This window comes from Flavobacteriaceae bacterium GSB9 (genome assembly GCA_022749295.1).
In the GTDB taxonomy this organism is placed as follows: Bacteria; Bacteroidota; Bacteroidia; order Flavobacteriales; family Flavobacteriaceae; genus Flavisericum.
In genome coordinates, this window is the sequence record CP062007.1 from 1,834,827 (window position 1) to 1,850,360 (window position 15,534).

19 protein-coding genes are annotated in these 15,534 nt (G+C 36.7%); 11 read left to right on the top strand and 8 right to left on the bottom strand.

What is annotated here, in order from left to right; all coding sequences use genetic code 11:
* Nucleotides 1–13: 13 nt before the first annotated feature.
* From GSB9_01590 to GSB9_01593, 4 genes are all read left to right on the top strand, one after another.
* Nucleotides 14–370, top strand: a complete 357-nt coding sequence (locus tag GSB9_01590; protein ID UKM65028.1) for a four helix bundle protein — start codon at nucleotides 14–16, stop codon at nucleotides 368–370.
* Between the two features lie 35 nt (nucleotides 371–405).
* Nucleotides 406–1,983, top strand: a complete 1,578-nt coding sequence (gene lepB / locus GSB9_01591; GenBank protein UKM65029.1) for a signal peptidase I — start codon at nucleotides 406–408, stop codon at nucleotides 1,981–1,983.
* Nucleotides 1,984–2,075: 92 nt separating this feature from the next.
* Nucleotides 2,076–2,699 (top strand): WbqC family protein, encoded by a 624-nt coding sequence (locus GSB9_01592; GenBank protein ID UKM65030.2) that lies wholly within the window; start codon nucleotides 2,076–2,078, stop codon nucleotides 2,697–2,699.
* A complete protein-coding gene (locus GSB9_01593) occupies nucleotides 2,699–3,007 on the top strand; it encodes a DUF6122 family protein (GenBank protein ID UKM65031.1) in 309 nt (102 codons plus the stop codon). Before GSB9_01592 ends, GSB9_01593 begins: the two co-directional genes overlap by 1 nt.
* A gap of 19 nt (nucleotides 3,008–3,026) precedes the next feature.
* On the opposite strand, the gene GSB9_01594 is transcribed toward GSB9_01593, so the two are convergent.
* From GSB9_01594 to GSB9_01601, 7 genes are all read right to left on the bottom strand, one after another.
* A complete protein-coding gene (locus tag GSB9_01594; protein UKM65032.1) occupies nucleotides 3,027–4,049 on the bottom strand; it encodes an endonuclease/exonuclease/phosphatase family protein in 1,023 nt (340 codons plus the stop codon).
* Nucleotides 4,050–4,144: 95 nt separating this feature from the next.
* Complete coding sequence (locus tag GSB9_01595) at nucleotides 4,145–4,996, bottom strand: rhomboid family intramembrane serine protease (protein UKM65033.1); 852 nt, start codon at nucleotides 4,994–4,996, stop codon at nucleotides 4,145–4,147.
* A complete protein-coding gene (locus GSB9_01596) occupies nucleotides 4,996–5,832 on the bottom strand; it encodes a rhomboid family intramembrane serine protease (GenBank protein UKM65034.1) in 837 nt (278 codons plus the stop codon). Before GSB9_01596 ends, GSB9_01595 begins: the two co-directional genes overlap by 1 nt.
* Nucleotides 5,833–5,835: 3 nt before the next feature.
* Entirely contained in the window at nucleotides 5,836–7,686 is a 1,851-nt protein-coding gene (gene mutL / locus GSB9_01597) for a DNA mismatch repair endonuclease MutL (GenBank protein ID UKM65035.1), read from the bottom strand.
* 4 nt (nucleotides 7,687–7,690) lie between these two features.
* Nucleotides 7,691–7,975, bottom strand: a complete 285-nt coding sequence (locus GSB9_01598) for a riboflavin synthase subunit beta (GenBank protein ID UKM65036.1) — start codon at nucleotides 7,973–7,975, stop codon at nucleotides 7,691–7,693.
* A gap of 427 nt (nucleotides 7,976–8,402) precedes the next feature.
* On the bottom strand, nucleotides 8,403–8,888 hold the full coding sequence (gene ribH, locus GSB9_01600; GenBank protein ID UKM65038.1) for a 6,7-dimethyl-8-ribityllumazine synthase: 486 nt from the start codon (nucleotides 8,886–8,888) through the stop codon (nucleotides 8,403–8,405).
* A 2-nt stretch (nucleotides 8,889–8,890) separates the two neighbouring features.
* Nucleotides 8,891–9,661 carry a tetratricopeptide repeat protein gene (locus GSB9_01601; protein ID UKM65039.1) on the bottom strand — a complete coding sequence of 257 codons (771 nt, stop codon included), beginning with the start codon at nucleotides 9,659–9,661 and terminating at the stop codon, nucleotides 8,891–8,893.
* A gap of 137 nt (nucleotides 9,662–9,798) precedes the next feature.
* Here GSB9_01601 and GSB9_01602 point away from each other — a divergent pair, with 137 nt between their 5' ends.
* The 4 genes from GSB9_01602 (at nucleotide 9,799) to GSB9_01605 (ending at nucleotide 12,166) form a co-directional block, all read left to right on the top strand.
* Nucleotides 9,799–10,878 carry a DNA replication/repair protein RecF gene (locus tag GSB9_01602; protein ID UKM65040.1) on the top strand — a complete coding sequence of 360 codons (1,080 nt, stop codon included), beginning with the start codon at nucleotides 9,799–9,801 and terminating at the stop codon, nucleotides 10,876–10,878.
* A gap of 6 nt (nucleotides 10,879–10,884) precedes the next feature.
* Nucleotides 10,885–11,565 carry an AKAP7 2'5' RNA ligase-like domain-containing protein gene (locus GSB9_01603; protein UKM65041.1) on the top strand — a complete coding sequence of 227 codons (681 nt, stop codon included), beginning with the start codon at nucleotides 10,885–10,887 and terminating at the stop codon, nucleotides 11,563–11,565.
* A 14-nt stretch (nucleotides 11,566–11,579) separates the two neighbouring features.
* Nucleotides 11,580–11,876: a DUF721 domain-containing protein gene (locus tag GSB9_01604; GenBank protein UKM65042.1), complete on the top strand. Its 297-nt coding sequence runs from the start codon at nucleotides 11,580–11,582 to the stop codon at nucleotides 11,874–11,876.
* 98 nt (nucleotides 11,877–11,974) lie between these two features.
* Nucleotides 11,975–12,166, top strand: a complete 192-nt coding sequence (locus GSB9_01605; GenBank protein UKM65043.1) for a cold shock domain-containing protein — start codon at nucleotides 11,975–11,977, stop codon at nucleotides 12,164–12,166.
* 126 nt (nucleotides 12,167–12,292) lie between these two features.
* Here the strand turns inward: GSB9_01605 and GSB9_01606 are convergent, their stop codons facing one another.
* Nucleotides 12,293–12,712, bottom strand: a complete 420-nt coding sequence (locus GSB9_01606) for a nucleoside-diphosphate kinase (protein ID UKM65044.1) — start codon at nucleotides 12,710–12,712, stop codon at nucleotides 12,293–12,295.
* A gap of 87 nt (nucleotides 12,713–12,799) precedes the next feature.
* Here GSB9_01606 and GSB9_01607 point away from each other — a divergent pair, with 87 nt between their 5' ends.
* From GSB9_01607 to GSB9_01609, 3 genes are read left to right on the top strand one after another with little or no spacing between them, the layout of a single operon-like run.
* Nucleotides 12,800–13,819 carry a bifunctional oligoribonuclease/PAP phosphatase NrnA gene (locus GSB9_01607; GenBank protein UKM65045.1) on the top strand — a complete coding sequence of 340 codons (1,020 nt, stop codon included), beginning with the start codon at nucleotides 12,800–12,802 and terminating at the stop codon, nucleotides 13,817–13,819.
* The gene (gene gldI / locus GSB9_01608) at nucleotides 13,812–14,354 is read left to right on the top strand and encodes a gliding motility-associated peptidyl-prolyl isomerase GldI (GenBank protein UKM65046.2); all 543 of its coding nucleotides are present in this window, start codon (nucleotides 13,812–13,814) and stop codon (nucleotides 14,352–14,354) included. Before GSB9_01607 ends, gldI begins: the two co-directional genes overlap by 8 nt.
* A 1-nt stretch (nucleotide 14,355) precedes the next feature.
* The gene (locus GSB9_01609; protein UKM65047.1) at nucleotides 14,356–15,498 is read left to right on the top strand and encodes a peptidylprolyl isomerase; all 1,143 of its coding nucleotides are present in this window, start codon (nucleotides 14,356–14,358) and stop codon (nucleotides 15,496–15,498) included.
* The last annotated feature ends 36 nt before the right edge of the window (nucleotides 15,499–15,534 follow it).

Here is a 15,534-nt window from a genome sequence, read left to right on the forward strand (position 1 = left end):
TGATTATTCAATAATGATTAATGACCTCAAATCAAGAACGAAAACGTTTGCCCATGATTGTGTTAAATTAGCCATATCGTTGCCAAACACTTTTCTTGGAAACCATATAAAGGGTCAATTAATAAGATGTAGCACTTCTGTTGCAGCTAATTATAGAGCTACACGTCTTGCGCAATCAAAAAAAAGCTTCATATCAAAAATAAGCATAGTTATTGAAGAAGTAGATGAAAGTCATTTTTGGATTGATTTTCTAGTTGATGAAAAAAATTTATCAAAAGATAACTGTAAATCTTTGTTAAATGAAGCAAATCAATTAACAAGAATTTTCATTTCATCAAGAAAAACTGCAAATTTGAATTCAAAAAATTAATCAATTGTCATTGAACAATTATCAATAAAAAAGTTATGACGTGGACACAGTGGTTTATTTTCATTTTAGTAATACAAGTTATTCATGGTTTAGGTACATGGAAGCTTTATGTTAAAGCCAGTCGACAAGCCTGGGAAGCTTTTATACCGGTTTACAATGCCGTAGTTTTAATGAAAATTATTAATCGCCCTTGGTGGTGGACGCTACTATTGTTTTTGCCCATCGTTAATTTGATTATGTTTCCCGTAATTTGGGTAGAAACCGCCAGAAGCTTTGGAAAAAACACCTCTTTAGACACATTACTGGCCGTTATCACTTTAGGCTTCTATAATTACTATTTGAATTATGCTGCCGATGTAAACTATATTGAAGATCGCAGTTTGCAGCCTAAATCGAGTACTGGCGAATGGACCAGTTCGATACTTTTCGCTATTGTGGCGGCAACTATTGTGCATACCTATTTTATTCAACCGTTTACCATTCCATCGTCTTCTTTGGAAAAATCGTTATTAGTGGGCGACTTTCTGTTTGTTAGTAAATTTCATTACGGAGCAAGAGTTCCAATGACCACCGTTGCCGCCCCCATGGTGCATGATACAATTCCTATTATTGGAAAAAAATCATATTTGTTTGATGACTCTAAAGGCAGTAAATCTTGGAAAAACAAACTTCAATTGCCCTATTTACGATTGCCCGGTTTTGAAGATATTGAACGTAACGACATTGTGGTGTTCAACCAGCCGGCCGATACACTGCTGGACATGAACGATTTTCACCCCGACAGGAACTATTACAAGCCTATCGACAAAAAAACCAACCTCGTAAAACGTTGTGTAGGTATTGCTGGTGACACTTTAGAGGTACGAGATGGTTTTGTATATATTAATGGCAAGAAAAACGAATTGCCCGATAGAGCACACTTGCAGTTTAGTTACTACGTACAGCCAAAAACCAATAGGTTTAACCCAAGTGTAGTGAAAAAACTTTACGACATTACCGATGGCTTTGGCATTATTAATAACCAAAACACTTACTACTTTTCTGCTATTTCAGATGAAGCATTGGCTAAATTTAAAAATAATCCCAATGTTGTTAGTATAACACCAAACATAAAAGAAAAAGGTGTTCGCGACCCAAATATTTTTCCACACCACCCCGATTACAATTGGAATGTAGACCAATTTGGCCCGCTATACATTCCAGAAGCAGGTAAAACCATCAATATCAATATTGAGAATTTACCGCTTTACAAACGAGTTATCACAGAATACGAAGGCAACACATTGCAAGTAAAAGGCAATCAAGTTTTAATAAACGGCAAGGTAACCGACCAATATACCTTTAAGCAAAATTACTATTGGATGATGGGCGATAACCGCCACAACTCGATAGATGCCAGAGCTTGGGGCTTTGTACCGTTTGACCATGTTGTTGGGAAACCCGTATTTATCTGGATGAGTTGGGATGGCTTCCCCAATGGAAGATGGGAACGTTTCTTTACCACCGTTAGCGGCAAGGGCAAAGCCACTTCGTATTTAATTCCATTTTTAGTTTTACTATTTGGATGGATTGTATTTAACAAAATAAGAAAACGCAAGAAGGCAAATAATTAGTTTTGTGATTCTACACTTGTTGCGGAATCCACTTTTGTAAAATTTTGTTTCCTATATATGAGATTCCTGCATTCGCAGGAATGACAATAAAAATGAAGGTAATACTGCATCCCACATACTTCCCTAACATAGCCCATTTTGTGGCTATGGCCCAGGCTAAGGAGGTTGTTTTTGAAATGGAAGATAATTTCGTAAAACAAACCTACCGAAACCGCACTTACATTTACGGTGCTAACGGAAAGTTGGCTTTAAATATTCCGGTGGTACATTCGCAAAAAAACAGGCAAAAGTACCGAGATGTTAAGATTTTCAATGAAGAAAATTGGCAAAGCCAGCATTGGAAATCGTTGCTTTCTGCATACAGAACGTCTCCATTTTTTGAATTTTACGAAGATGAACTTCAGCCCTTGTTTACGCAAAAAGCTGAATATATTTTAGATTTTAACCTAAAATGTATCGAGACCATTTGCGATTGTTTGCAGTTGGATTTAAATAGTTCAAAAACCAACATTTTTGAAAAAACGGTTAAAAACAAAACCGATGCACGTATTTTGGCAAATGCAAAAAAAGAAGTTTTACAAAATTTTGAACGCTACACGCAGGTATTTTGTAACAAACATGGCTTTATTTCCAATTTGAGTATTTTGGATTTACTTTTTAACGAGGGGCCAAACGCACTTAACTATTTAGAGTCGCAACAATTAAATTTACCTTAATGTTTCAAACGTTAGCCCATTACGGCTGCCATATTCTACTTCCTTTAGCTGTAGCCTTAATTTGGTATAGGCCACAATGGGGTATGGCTTTTTTAATAATGTTTGCAGGCATGTTAATTGATTTGGACCACCTGTTGGCCAACCCAATTTTCGTCCCCAATCGTTGTAGTATAAATTTCCACCCGCTACATACGTATTACGCTATGGTCGTTTATGTGGCTCTATTATTTCCAAAGAAAACGCGCTTAATTGGATTAGGCTTAGTCATACACATAATTTCAGATTATGTGGATTGTGCCTTTATGTAATGGTTCACTTTTGCTCGGATTAGTCTAGGCTCAAAGTCGCCATTATCGGATAATGATCAGAGTAATGCTGATTGTAAGTTCTAAATCCATTCACCGCAAAGGCATCATCAGAAAATATAAAATCAATCCGCACCGGGAAGAATTTAAAATCGTAAGTGCGACCAAAACCATTTCCAGCTTCCTTAAAGGCGTCATTTAAATCGCCTTTTACCTTTCGGTACACATAAGAAAAGGCCGTATTGTTAAAATCGCCACAAACAATCATTTTATAGTGGCATTGCTTTTTGTGTGCCAAAAACAATTCCACTTGAGACTGCTGCATTTTAAATGAATTGCCCACGCGTTTAAGAAGTCTTTCAGAACCTTCATTCTGTAAACTTTCAGGATTGGTATTTATGCGAAGCGACTCTAGATGGATATTGTATACGCGAATCGTATCGGTACCTTTAACCACATCGGCATAAATGGCGTTATTGGTTGTATTTGGAAATTCGATAGACCCAGAATGGATTATGGGAAAATTTGAAAAAATAGCTTGTCCGGATTTAGCCTTTTTACCCCATAGCTTTTCGTACTTATACTTAAAAAACGACAAATCGATATTTTTGTGCGGGTGGTATTCCTGTAAACACAAAACATCTGGAGCTTCTTCTTTTATAAAATCCTTGATCTTGGTTTCAACGCCCTTTTCTGGTATCCATTCAAAAAGATTGAACAACCTAACATTATAGTTCATAACCGTAAAGTTCTTGGCGCTTTTAATGTTTTTTGAAGTAGAGAATTTATAAAGCGAACCAAACGCAAAATAGCCAATTATAAGAACCGTAAAAGAAAGCATAAACTGCCTTTTGAGCTTAATAAGCCAATATAAAAAGAACACTACATTAAGAATAATCAGTAATGAAACGCCCAAATTAAGCACCGCTAATACAGAAAACGTTTTGGGCGGCAAAAATGGCAAAATGAATGAAAGCAAAAGCAACACAGCAACCACTGCATTGGCTATATAAATAATTTTATTTGTGAAATTTAGCTTACCCATATTTTACTGAAGCGCACGACGGTTATCAGAAACTCCCAAAGGAAACGAATCAACAAAATATTTATTGTCAATTTTCAATCTGCTGTTAAACAGCATCATTTTTTCCCTGCCCTAAACAAAAACTCTTTCTCCTCTGCAGTTAAGCTATCGTAGCCACTTTTACTGATTTTATCTAAAATAACATCAATCTTCTTTTGGTTATTGAACTCATTAAAATCGGCTTTAGTATACCCTCCTACCTTATTTTTATTTTTATGAACCGTTTTTAAAGGCCCTTTTTTAGAGGCTTTAAACCAACTTGCAATCGTATCCATAACACGCTCAAAACCTTTACCAATATCTTGGCCTTTTAAAAGTTGTTTTGCATAAAAATAACCTAAAAGAGCGCCTCCCAAATGCGCCAAGTTTCCACCCGAATTAGCACCAAAAAGACCTAAAACATCCAATACAACTATTACTGCACCAACGTACCACAATTTTAAATTAAAAGTGAAAAATCTAATTTCTAGATTAGGCATATAAGAACAAAGAAATATGAGCAATGCACGAACCGCTGCCGATGCACCCACCAAATTAGAATAGCCCTCAAAAAAGCTAGGCAAAAGCGTATAGCCCAACATAAACAACAGACCTCCAAATATGGCGCCCAAAAAATAGACATTGAGTGCCATTTTAGGATTGAACAGATTGAGAAACATCCGAGCTAAAAAATACAACCACAACATATTGAACAAAAGGTGCCAAATATCGAAATGCAGAAAAGCATAAGTAATAATGCTCCATGGTTTTAATATGAAATCACCAAAATCACTGGGCAGTTTAAACCAAGTCATATAGGGCTTTAGTAGTAAACCTAATATAAAAATGACCACATTTATTACTATAATCTTTTCCAAAACATTAAGTCTGGAAAGTTTATACTTTATGTCTTGAGACAACGAACTCATTAGTACCAACGGTTTTGGTTAAACTGATTCTTCTTCCAATACCACATAATAAAAAAACCGGTTAATGCTCCGCCTACGTGCGCCATATAGGCCGTATTACTTGGACTAAAGAACGACTGACCGGTAAGCCCAGAGATTAAATCTAAAATAATAATACCAGGAATAAAATACTTGGCTTTTATGGGTATTGGCAAAAATATGAGCATGAGTTTGGCTTCTGGGTTCATCATACCAAAAGCGGCCAAAATCCCCATAATACAACCTGAAGCACCAACCATGGTACTATTATTTGCCACTGTATTCATTTCGTACAAATTTGAGAATGTAGCCTGATCTATAAAACCCTTATTAAAATTAACATCTGTTAAATACGTCTTCAATTTTTCATAGAAAATCTCTTTACTAAAATAGCCATTACCATTTTGCGCATATTCAATAATATCCATATTTACTATTTTCTTAATCATATCAGAAGTTAGCCCTGATTCTGATATATTTTGCAATAGAGGATAATAATCGAAATAATAGTAAGCTACTTGTAAAGCCACGGCACCCAAACCAGCTGAAAAATATATAAACAAAAAGCGTTTACTACCCAAAACTTGCTCTACAGGAGTACCAAACATCCATAAGGCAAACATATTAAAGAAAATATGCATAAACCCACCATGCATAAACATATGGGTCACAATTTGCCAAAAGCGAAAAGCATCATTCTCTGGAAAATACATGGCAAACCAATTTAAAAAAACATCATTTCCAATAGCCAGTGTTCCAACAAACATAATCACATTAATGATTATTAAATGCTTAACGGTTTCTGAAATTCGCATCATAACTTAAATAAATTTTTTATCCAATTCGTCTACACTCATTGTAACAAATGTGGTTCGGTTGGCCGGTGTGACGTTAGGTTCTTTGCAGGCAAACAACTTATTAACCAAGTGCTCTTGCTCATCTTTTTTTAAGGCCTGCCCCGTTTTAATAGCCAGACTTTTAGCAAGTGATTTTGCCAATAAATCGGCGGCACTAAAATGGCTATCGGGCACTTCGTTTTCTACGTCGCTTATTAGTTGTTCTAATATGATAGGCACTTCGCTTTCTGGAACACCCGCAGGTACACCTATAACTTCCACTTGCCCATCTTCAATGTTCGAAAACAGAAACCCAGTATGTTCTAAATCATCCTTAAGCTGTTTTACGATAGCCATATCTTGCGAAGAAAAATGCAATTGCAACGGAAACAAGAGCTGCTGGCTTGTGGCTTCCTTGATGGTTATATTTTTAAGAAATTCTTCATATAAAATCCGTTGGTGCGCTCTGTGTTGGTCTATGAGCAGCATACCAGATTTTATAGTACTCACCACATATTTATTATGCAATTGATAGGTGGTATTGGTCGAATCGGCCTCATGTTCATCTCCAAAAATAGAAGCAGTTTGCTCTTCGCTTTCAAATTGAACTTCGCTAAAATCGGTTTGTGACGCACCGTCTTTAGATTTCATTTCCACGTATAAACTATCCCAATTATTGGGCGTTGGTTTAAAAACAGTGGTTTGCTTTCCTGAAAAAGCAGTTTCGTTTTTAAACGGATTAAAATCACTGTCCACTTCAATCTTAGGCACTTTGGCCGCTGCAGTTTTATAATTGTATGGCGTATCTAAATTAGGGTCTCTATCAAAATCCAAAACGGGCGCAATGTTAAACTGCCCTAAACTATGTTTAACGGCAGAGCGCAACAAGGCATAAAGCGTGTGCTCGTCGTCAAATTTAATTTCGGTTTTTGTGGGGTGGATATTAATATCGATGGTTTGCGGATTAACCTCAAGGTTTAGAAAGTAGCTGGCATGTGTACCATTTTTCAATAAACCCTCAAAAGCCGAAGCGATGGCGTGGTTAAGGTAAGCGCTTTTTATAAATCGGTTATTAACGAAGAAATACTGTTCACCACGGGTTTTTTTGGCAAATTCGGGTTTACCAACAAAACCTGAGATTTTCAAAACTTCGGTATTTTCTTCAACTGGCACTAATTTTTCGTTAGTTTTATTTCCAAAAATATTAACAATACGCTGCCTAAAATTACTAACGGGCAAATTAAAAGTTTCGCTACCGTTATTGTACATGGCAAATGCAATATTGGGATGGGCCAAAGCCACCCTGTGGAACTCGTCGGCAACGTGCCTTAGCTCGACGGCATCCGATTTTAAGAAATTCCTTCTCGCCGGAATATTAAAAAATAAGTTCTTTACTGAAACTGATGTGCCCGTAGGTGTAACTACGACGTCTTGAGAAGCCACATGACTACCTTCTATAATCAAACAAGTCCCAACGTCGTCATCGGCCTGTTTCGTTTTTAGCTCTACGTGCGCAATGGCGGCAATACTGGCCAATGCTTCACCACGAAAGCCTTTGGTACTTAACTGGAATAAGTCTTCGGCATTTCTGATTTTCGACGTGGCATGGCGTTCAAAACTTAAGCGCGCATCGGTTTGGCTCATACCTTTACCATTGTCGATAACCTGAACCAGAGTTTTTCCTGCGTCTTTTATAATGAGTTTTATCGTATCTGAACCGGCATCAATGGCATTTTCTAAAAGCTCTTTAACAACTGAAGCCGGGCGTTGTACAACTTCTCCAGCGGCAATTTGGTTTGCAACGTGGTCGGGTAAAAGTTGTATAATGTCTGCCATAAATTTATTTAGGTAAGAAAATAGATAAATCGAATTCGATGATGAATAGAAACACTAAAATTAAGATAGCGACAATGATCAAAATACGCCTGTTAACTTGCCTGTCTGGGTTTTTATAATCGTCCCAGGCATCATTAAACTTGGCTTTAATACCTTTATTGGCCCCAACAGATTTTCGGTATTCATCAAATTTATGTTTTATTTCATAAGGGTTGCCTTCACCCTTGTCATCATAAAAACGCGGTGTGTAACTAAATTTCTTGTTTTTCCGTAATTTTAAAAGTCCCATAATGTCTCTGTTTTTGTATTACATGTATTTTTTTTCCAACACATACATACAAATCAATAATAGTACCAAAACTAAAATTAGAATTTTTATGGACATAGCACCTCTAACTTTGGTTTTCGTGTTACTGGATCTCCGCCATTTTGAAACAAATTCCTTCTTATCTGTATTATGTTCTGAACTAGAATTTGTTTTACCTTCATTAGAAAAACGAGGCTGATAATTAAAGGTTCTATGTTTACGTTGTTTGAACAAAATCTAGCGCTACTTATCTTTCAAAAGTACTTAAAAATGGGGACAAATTGAGGCTCGGAATGCTAAAAATTGTTAACAAAACCGTTCCTTCATTGCGAAGAAAGCATGACCGAAGGCATCTCTATAAATAGCAAATTAAACAGATTGCTTCACTACGTTCGCGATTACTATTAGTTTAGGCGTTCTTTCGCAGTTCGGCCATTTTTATCGCTGCAATAGCGGCTTCGGTACCTTTATTGCCGTGTTTTCCACCAGAGCGCTCTTGGGCCTGCTGCATGGTGTTATCTGTTAACACACAGAAAACAACAGGGATATCATTCAAAACATTCAAGTCTTTTATGCCTTGGGTTACCCCTTCGCAAACAAAATCGAAGTGTTTAGTTTCACCTTGTATAACACTACCAATAGCTATTACGGCATCAACATACTGCTCTTGCATTTTTTTACAACCGTAAACAAGCTCGAAACTACCGGGCACATTCCAACGTACGATGTCTTTATCGGCCACCCCGTTATCGACCAATGCTTGGTAAGCGCCTTCAAAAAGGCCTTCGGTAATGGTATCGTTCCATTCTGAAACAACAATCCCAAACCGAAAATCTTTCGCATTTGGGATTGTGTTTTTATCGTATTCTGATAAATTTTTATTTGCCGTAGCCATATTTACTTATTTGCCAATACTTGAGCTTTTCCAATAAACACTTCTACTTTTGAGGCTTCAGTAGAATTTGAATAATCGTTTTTTATTCTTTCGAAATACTTCAGTGCCTTATCGGCTTCACCTAAATCTAAAGCAATCGTTCCGGCTTTAAATAAGTACATTGGAGTTGTAAACTCGTTATCTCTTAGTTCGGCTGCTTGCTCGTAGTAACCTAATGCATCTTCAGGTTGGTTTAGCTGCACAAAAGCATCTCCTATATTTCCTTTTGCCAATGGGGCTAAAATTTCGTCGTCGCTTTTAAAGTCACTTAAATACTCAATGGCCTTTTTGTAGTCTTTTAGTCTTAAATAAGCAGTACCAGCATAATACGTTGCCAAGTTTGCAGATGGCGTTCCGCTGTACTCCTCAATAATATCTAACATGCCAAATTTACCTTCACCTCCGTTTAGTGCCAAGTTGTACAACGAGTCTTTTTCAACGCCTGTAACAGCTTGGTCGAAATATTGTTGTGCTTGGAACATATCGTTCATTGCATTGGTTTGCTTAGGCTTAGCTATAAACTCTTTATATCCTAAAGACCCCAAAACCACCAAGGCTACTACACCTATAATGATGAATATATATTTTTGGTTTTTAGCTACAAAATCTTCTGTTTTTGATGCGGTTTCATCAAGGGTATTAAAAACTTCAGCAGTTGTTGATCCTTCTTCAATGTTGTGCTCTTTCTCTACTTTTGTTTTTGGTTTGTAACCTTTCTTCTTGTAAGTTGCCATTTATTCAGTATAAATTAATGTGGCGCAAAAATATAATTTTTCTTCATAACTAAAAGGGTATTTATTTGATATTTTTCAATAATTTGCGGTTCTTTTTGGACACAAACCGCCCAAACACCCAATAAGTTGCTTTTTGTATGATTTTAAAATCGCTATCCTTATTAAATTATAAAAATTTTGAGAGCAAATCGTTTGCATTTAACGATAAGATAAACTGTATTGTGGGCAATAATGGCATTGGAAAAACTAACGTACTGGACGCTATTTACCATTTGTCTTTCGGAAAAAGCTATTTTAATCCGATTGCATTACAAAACATTAAACACGAAGAAGATTTTTTTGTAATTAATGGAGAATATGAAAAGGAGGACAAAACCGAAAAAGTAGCCATTAGCTTGAAACGCGGACAGAAAAAAGTCATTAAGCGCAATGGTAAAGCCTACGAAAAATTTAGCGAACACATTGGTTTTTTACCGTTGGTTATTATTTCTCCGGCCGATCGCGACCTTATTATTGAAGGCAGTAGTACACGCCGAAAGTTTATTGATAGCGTGATTTCGCAAAGCGACAAAAACTACCTTAATCATTTAATTAATTACAATAAGGTGCTCGCGCAGCGTAATGCACTGTTAAAATATTTTGCGCTTAACCACACCTTTAATAAAGACACTTTAGAGGTTTATAACAACCAGCTGACCGATTACGGCACCATTATTTTTGAAAAACGCGATAGCTTTTTAAAAGAATTCATTCCTATTTTTAAATCGCGCTATCAAGCCATTAGCAATGGCAACGAAGTGGTTGATTTGGTTTACCACAGTCCGTTGTTTGATGGCGACCTAAACACACTTTTTCAGCAATCTATTAATAAAGACAAAGCCCTGCAATACACTAGTGTTGGCATACATAAAGACGACTTACATTTTAATATTGAAGAACACCCGATTAAAAAGTTTGGCAGCCAAGGCCAACAAAAATCGTTTTTAATTGCCCTTAAATTAGCGCAGTTCGATTTTATTAAAGCACAAAGCGGTGTGAATCCCATTTTATTATTGGATGATATTTTCGATAAGTTGGACGAAAACCGCGTAGCACAAATCATCAAATTGGTGGATGATGAAAATTTCGGACAGCTTTTTATTAGCGACACCCACGCCGAACGTACCGAAAATGCCGTAAAACAAGTGCATCAAAGTTATGAGATTTTTAAACTATAAATAACATTGGACTATAGAACCCATTATACAGAACTATATAACGCTTCCATCGAAAAAATTCAAAACGATGCTTACGAGATTGACGAACTCATCCATTCACCAAACGACAACCGCTTTGGCATAACACTTTTAATTCGGCCGCCGCAGGAAGTTAAAAATGAAATTCAAAAGTTTTTGAATGAACTAAAAGCCGTTGAACCCGAGCAATATTATTATCAAAATTCCGATATACATATTACAGTAATGTCTATCATTTCCTGTTACGATGGCTTCGATTTAAACGCGATTGATGTTTCAAAATATATTGACATCATAAAAAAAAGTATAACCGTTAATACGAATGTCGAAATTCAATTTAAGGGGCTAACGGCATCGCCATCGTGCATTATGGTGCAGGGTTTTATGAGTTCCCCTAGTCTTAACAAAATTAGGGACAATTTAAGAACCCATTTTAAGAATTCCGATTTAGAGCAAAGCCTTGACAAACGTTACGCCATACAAACGGCACACGCAACTGTAGTTCGCTTTAGTAAAAAACTTGCCAATAAAATCACATTTTTAAATACTATAAAAACGTTTAAGAATTATAATTTTGGTACTTTTAATGTTCAAAACCTAGAACTGGTTTACAACGACTGGTACCAAAAAGAAAAACACGTAAAAACCCTCTATAATTTTAATTTATAACAGCTTAAACTACCATGGCCAAGCGCAACAACGAACACATTAAAATTAGTGACGCCCTCAAAGAATTTATTGAAACCAACAAACTCGAAAAAGGGTTGGACAAAGTAAATGTGGCAGGTGCCTGGGCCAAACTTATGGGCAACGGCGTTAACAATTACACCACTTCGGTAAACCTAGAACGAGAGACCTTATATATTCAATTAAATTCTAGTGTGTTACGCGAAGAATTAAGCTATGGTAAACAAAAAATAATCACCATGCTAAACGACGAATTAGGAAAGGAAATAATTAAAAAACTGGTTTTAAGATAATTAGATATTTAAATTTAACAGAAATAATTATCAAAATTCCAACAAGCGATCATTATTTACGTTACCTTTGGTGCTTTAATTTATATAATACAAATACAATGAGTAAAGGTACCGTAAAATTCTTCAACGATTCAAAAGGTTTTGGATTCATCATTGAAGAGGACAACAACAAAGAACATTTCGTTCACATTTCAGGACTTATCGATGAAATTCGTGAGGGTGATCTAGTGGAATTCGATCTACAAGAAGGTAGAAAAGGATTAAACGCCGTAAACGTAAAAGTAGTCTAACAATATACTATTTAACAATTACATTTAAAGCCTATCAAATTTTGATAGGCTTTTTTTATGAGATAAAAATCACAAAAAACCCGCTATTAAGCGGGCTTTTTTATTAAATATTTAGATTATTTTTCTCTAAAACGTCTCACGACCAGAAAAATGGAAAGCACCTTCAATAGCGGCATTATCATCGCTATCACTCCCGTGGATAGCATTTTCACTTATAGAATCTGCATATAGTTTTCTAATCGTACCTTCTGCAGCATCGGCAGGATTGGTTGCTCCAATTAAAGTTCTAAAATCTTCAACGGCATTGTCTTTTTCTAAAATGGCAGCAACAATAGGCCCACGAGTCATGTATTCAACCAACTCGCCAAAAAACGGACGCTCTTTATGTATACCGTAAAACTCCTCAGCATCAGCCTGTGTCATCTGCGTTAATTTCATTGCTACGATTTTAAAACCAGAAGCAGAAATTTTTTCTAATATCGCACCAATGTGTCCTTTTTCAACTGCATCGGGCTTAAGCATTGTAAATGTTCTGTTTGTTGCCATTTTTCAATTTTATTTGTGTGCAAAAGTAATGTATTTCTATTTAAATGCAAGTAATCTAATTTTAAAAATATTGTATCTTCGCCATCTATGGAAAAACAAGATATTGCAGGCATTAAGCAGCTATTAGGCACTAAAAAAAAGATAGTGATTGTACCACACAAAAACCCGGATGGCGATGCAATTGGCTCTGCATTGGGGCTCTGCCATTACTTGTTAAAAAGTAACCATAAAGCACATGTAGTGACACCTAATGATTTCCCTTCGTTCTTAAAATGGATTCCCGGAAGCGATACTATTTTAAAATACGATTCGCAATCGAGGTTGTGCGACGCTTTAATTAGCGATGCCGATATTATCTTCACTTTAGATTTTAACGCTTTTCATAGAACCGGCGATATGGAAACGGTTTTGACCGAAAGTAAGGGCATTAAAATTATGATAGATCACCATCAATCGCCAGATAATTATGCTTTATATACTTACAGCGATGTTAATATGAGTTCTACCTGCGAAATGGTATACCATTTTATAGACATGCTGGACGACACCTCTTTAATTGATAAGACCATAGCGACCTGCTTGTATGTTGGAATCATGACCGACACAGGGTCTTTTAGGTTCTCATCCACTTCAAGTACAACGCACAGAGTGGTAGCCGACTTAATGGACAAAGGCGCCAATAATTCTGAAATACATAACTTAATTTTTGACTCAAATAGTTATGAAAAACTACAACTATTGGGCTGCGCGTTGAGTAACCTTAAGGTTATTCCTGAATCAAGAACGGCCTACATTACGCTTTCACAGGAAGAACTGAATAAATTCAATTACAAAAAAGGAGACACGGAAGGCGTGGTAAATTACGGACTCTCTTTAAACGGAATCGTCCTGGCTGCTATATTTATAGAAGACAAACAAGAAGGTATCATTAAAATATCGTTGCGTTCTAAAGGTGATTTTTCGGTTAACGAAATGTCTAGGGCGCACTTTAATGGTGGCGGCCATATAAATGCCGCTGGTGGAAAAAGCTATTTATCTCTAAATGATACGGTTGAAAAATTTATTAGTATATTGCCTAGTTATAATAAAGCCCTGAATGATGAATAAACTACTAAAAATCGCTTTTGTTTTATTGCTTTTTAGCTGTAAAACACCCGAAGCGCGACGCCCCATTTCTGTAAAATCGGGCTCTTTTATTGATGCTTCGGTTGAGCGTAACAAAAAACTGAACGCCAAAGAGCAAGCCTCTATCGAAAAACTGTTAAAACAGCAACAACAAGAGTATTTTGCTTCAGAAAGCGGATTTTGGTACTATTACAATACCAAAATTGAAAACGACACCTTAAACACACCAGAATTTGGAGACATTGTAGATTTTAACTACGATGTAAAATCGCTTAGCGGAACTGTTATTTATTCTGCCGAAGACCTAAAAACCCAGCGTTATGCCATGGATAAAGAAGAAATTTTCACAGGGCTTCGTGAAGGGTTAAAGCTTATGAAAACGGGCGAAACCGTTACTTTTTTATTTCCGTCACAAAAAGCATATGGCTACTATGGTGATGAAAACCGAATAGGCAGCAATGTTCCCTTAATATGTAAAGTTACCGTTAACTCAATTACCTCCAATCAAACCAATTAAAATGACAAATTGCAGTTTTGTTTGTAAAGTTTTATTGCTCAGTTTAATTATTCAATTCATATCTTGCAAAGCGCCCTACCCCGAACTTGAAGACGGTATGTATGCCGAATTCACCACAAACAAAGGGATTATGGTGGCTAAGCTCGAACAGGAAAAAACACCTACTACTGTGGCCAATTTTGTATCATTGGCCGAAGGCACTAACGAGTTGGTTAGCGATTCGTATAAAAACAAAAAGTTTTACAATGGCTTGAGCTTCCATCGTGTTGTTCCCGATTTTATGATTCAAGGAGGCGACCCTAACGGCGATGGATCTGGCAACCCGGGTTACCGTTTTGATGATGAGTTTACTCCCAGTTTAAAACACAACAAAAAAGGTATTTTGGCCATGGCCAACTCTGGTTATGGCACCAACGGGAGTCAATTTTACATTACCCATAAAGCCACACCATGGTTAGATGCATACGACGACGAAGGTTTTCTGAAAAATTGCGAAGATAGACGCGTAAGTTGCCATACCGTTTTTGGCGAAGTAGTTTTGGGGCTTGAAGTTATCGACTCTATTAAACAGAACGACACCATACAAGAAATAAAAATCATTCGAAAAGGGAAAGTTGCCAAAAACTTTGATGCCCCCGAGGTTTTTAAAAACCACTTTGTTGAAGCCGAACGCCTTGAAAAAGAAAAAAAGGCCAAGGCAGAAGCCATTTTAAACAAAACAAAAAAGAAGTTCGAGGAACAAAAGGCAAAATCTACAACTCTTGAATCGGGCTTACAGTACTTTGTTTCCAAAAAAGGTACCGGTGAAAAACTACCCGAAGATGCCGAAGTTCTGGTCCATTATGCTGTTTATTTTGAGAATGGAAAATTATTAGAAACCAGCAATCTCGAAACTGCCGAAGCTCTCGATGCCGTTAACCCCCGCCGTAAAGCCATGGACCGTTACCAACCCATTACTGCACAGATTGGCCCCGACGCCGGCATGATTCCTGGTTTTAAAGAGGGACTGAAGCAGCTCCATGTAGGCGATAAAGCTACATTGTTTGTGCCATACCATCTAGCTTATGGCGAATCGGGCACACGTGGTATTCCAGGAAAGTCTAACCTTATTTTTGAAGTTGAAATTATAGAACTTCTTAAATAAACTTTAACAGAAAACCCATTGCAATCCGTTATATTT

What these genes read in the sequence shown, in the direction of transcription:
- GSB9_01606 (UKM65044.1), bottom strand. Translation starts at nt 12,712, where the DNA reads ATGGCAACAAACAGAACATTTACAATGCTTAAGCCCGATGCAGTTGAA.
- mutL (UKM65035.1), bottom strand. Translation starts at nt 7,686, where the DNA reads ATGGCAGACATTATACAACTTTTACCCGACCACGTTGCAAACCAAATT.
- GSB9_01593 (UKM65031.1), top strand. Translation starts at nt 2,699, where the DNA reads ATGTTTCAAACGTTAGCCCATTACGGCTGCCATATTCTACTTCCTTTA.
- GSB9_01595 (UKM65033.1), bottom strand. Translation starts at nt 4,996, where the DNA reads ATGAGTTCGTTGTCTCAAGACATAAAGTATAAACTTTCCAGACTTAAT.
- lepB (UKM65029.1), top strand. Translation starts at nt 406, where the DNA reads ATGACGTGGACACAGTGGTTTATTTTCATTTTAGTAATACAAGTTATT.
- GSB9_01592 (UKM65030.2), top strand. Translation starts at nt 2,076, where the DNA reads ATGAAGGTAATACTGCATCCCACATACTTCCCTAACATAGCCCATTTT.
- GSB9_01602 (UKM65040.1), top strand. Translation starts at nt 9,799, where the DNA reads ATGATTTTAAAATCGCTATCCTTATTAAATTATAAAAATTTTGAGAGC.
- GSB9_01605 (UKM65043.1), top strand. Translation starts at nt 11,975, where the DNA reads ATGAGTAAAGGTACCGTAAAATTCTTCAACGATTCAAAAGGTTTTGGA.
- GSB9_01598 (UKM65036.1), bottom strand. Translation starts at nt 7,975, where the DNA reads ATGGGACTTTTAAAATTACGGAAAAACAAGAAATTTAGTTACACACCG.
- GSB9_01601 (UKM65039.1), bottom strand. Translation starts at nt 9,661, where the DNA reads ATGGCAACTTACAAGAAGAAAGGTTACAAACCAAAAACAAAAGTAGAG.
- gldI (UKM65046.2), top strand. Translation starts at nt 13,812, where the DNA reads ATGAATAAACTACTAAAAATCGCTTTTGTTTTATTGCTTTTTAGCTGT.
- GSB9_01607 (UKM65045.1), top strand. Translation starts at nt 12,800, where the DNA reads ATGGAAAAACAAGATATTGCAGGCATTAAGCAGCTATTAGGCACTAAA.
- ribH (UKM65038.1), bottom strand. Translation starts at nt 8,888, where the DNA reads ATGGCTACGGCAAATAAAAATTTATCAGAATACGATAAAAACACAATC.
- GSB9_01604 (UKM65042.1), top strand. Translation starts at nt 11,580, where the DNA reads ATGGCCAAGCGCAACAACGAACACATTAAAATTAGTGACGCCCTCAAA.
- GSB9_01596 (UKM65034.1), bottom strand. Translation starts at nt 5,832, where the DNA reads ATGATGCGAATTTCAGAAACCGTTAAGCATTTAATAATCATTAATGTG.
- GSB9_01594 (UKM65032.1), bottom strand. Translation starts at nt 4,049, where the DNA reads ATGGGTAAGCTAAATTTCACAAATAAAATTATTTATATAGCCAATGCA.
- GSB9_01609 (UKM65047.1), top strand. Translation starts at nt 14,356, where the DNA reads ATGACAAATTGCAGTTTTGTTTGTAAAGTTTTATTGCTCAGTTTAATT.
- GSB9_01590 (UKM65028.1), top strand. Translation starts at nt 14, where the DNA reads ATGATTAATGACCTCAAATCAAGAACGAAAACGTTTGCCCATGATTGT.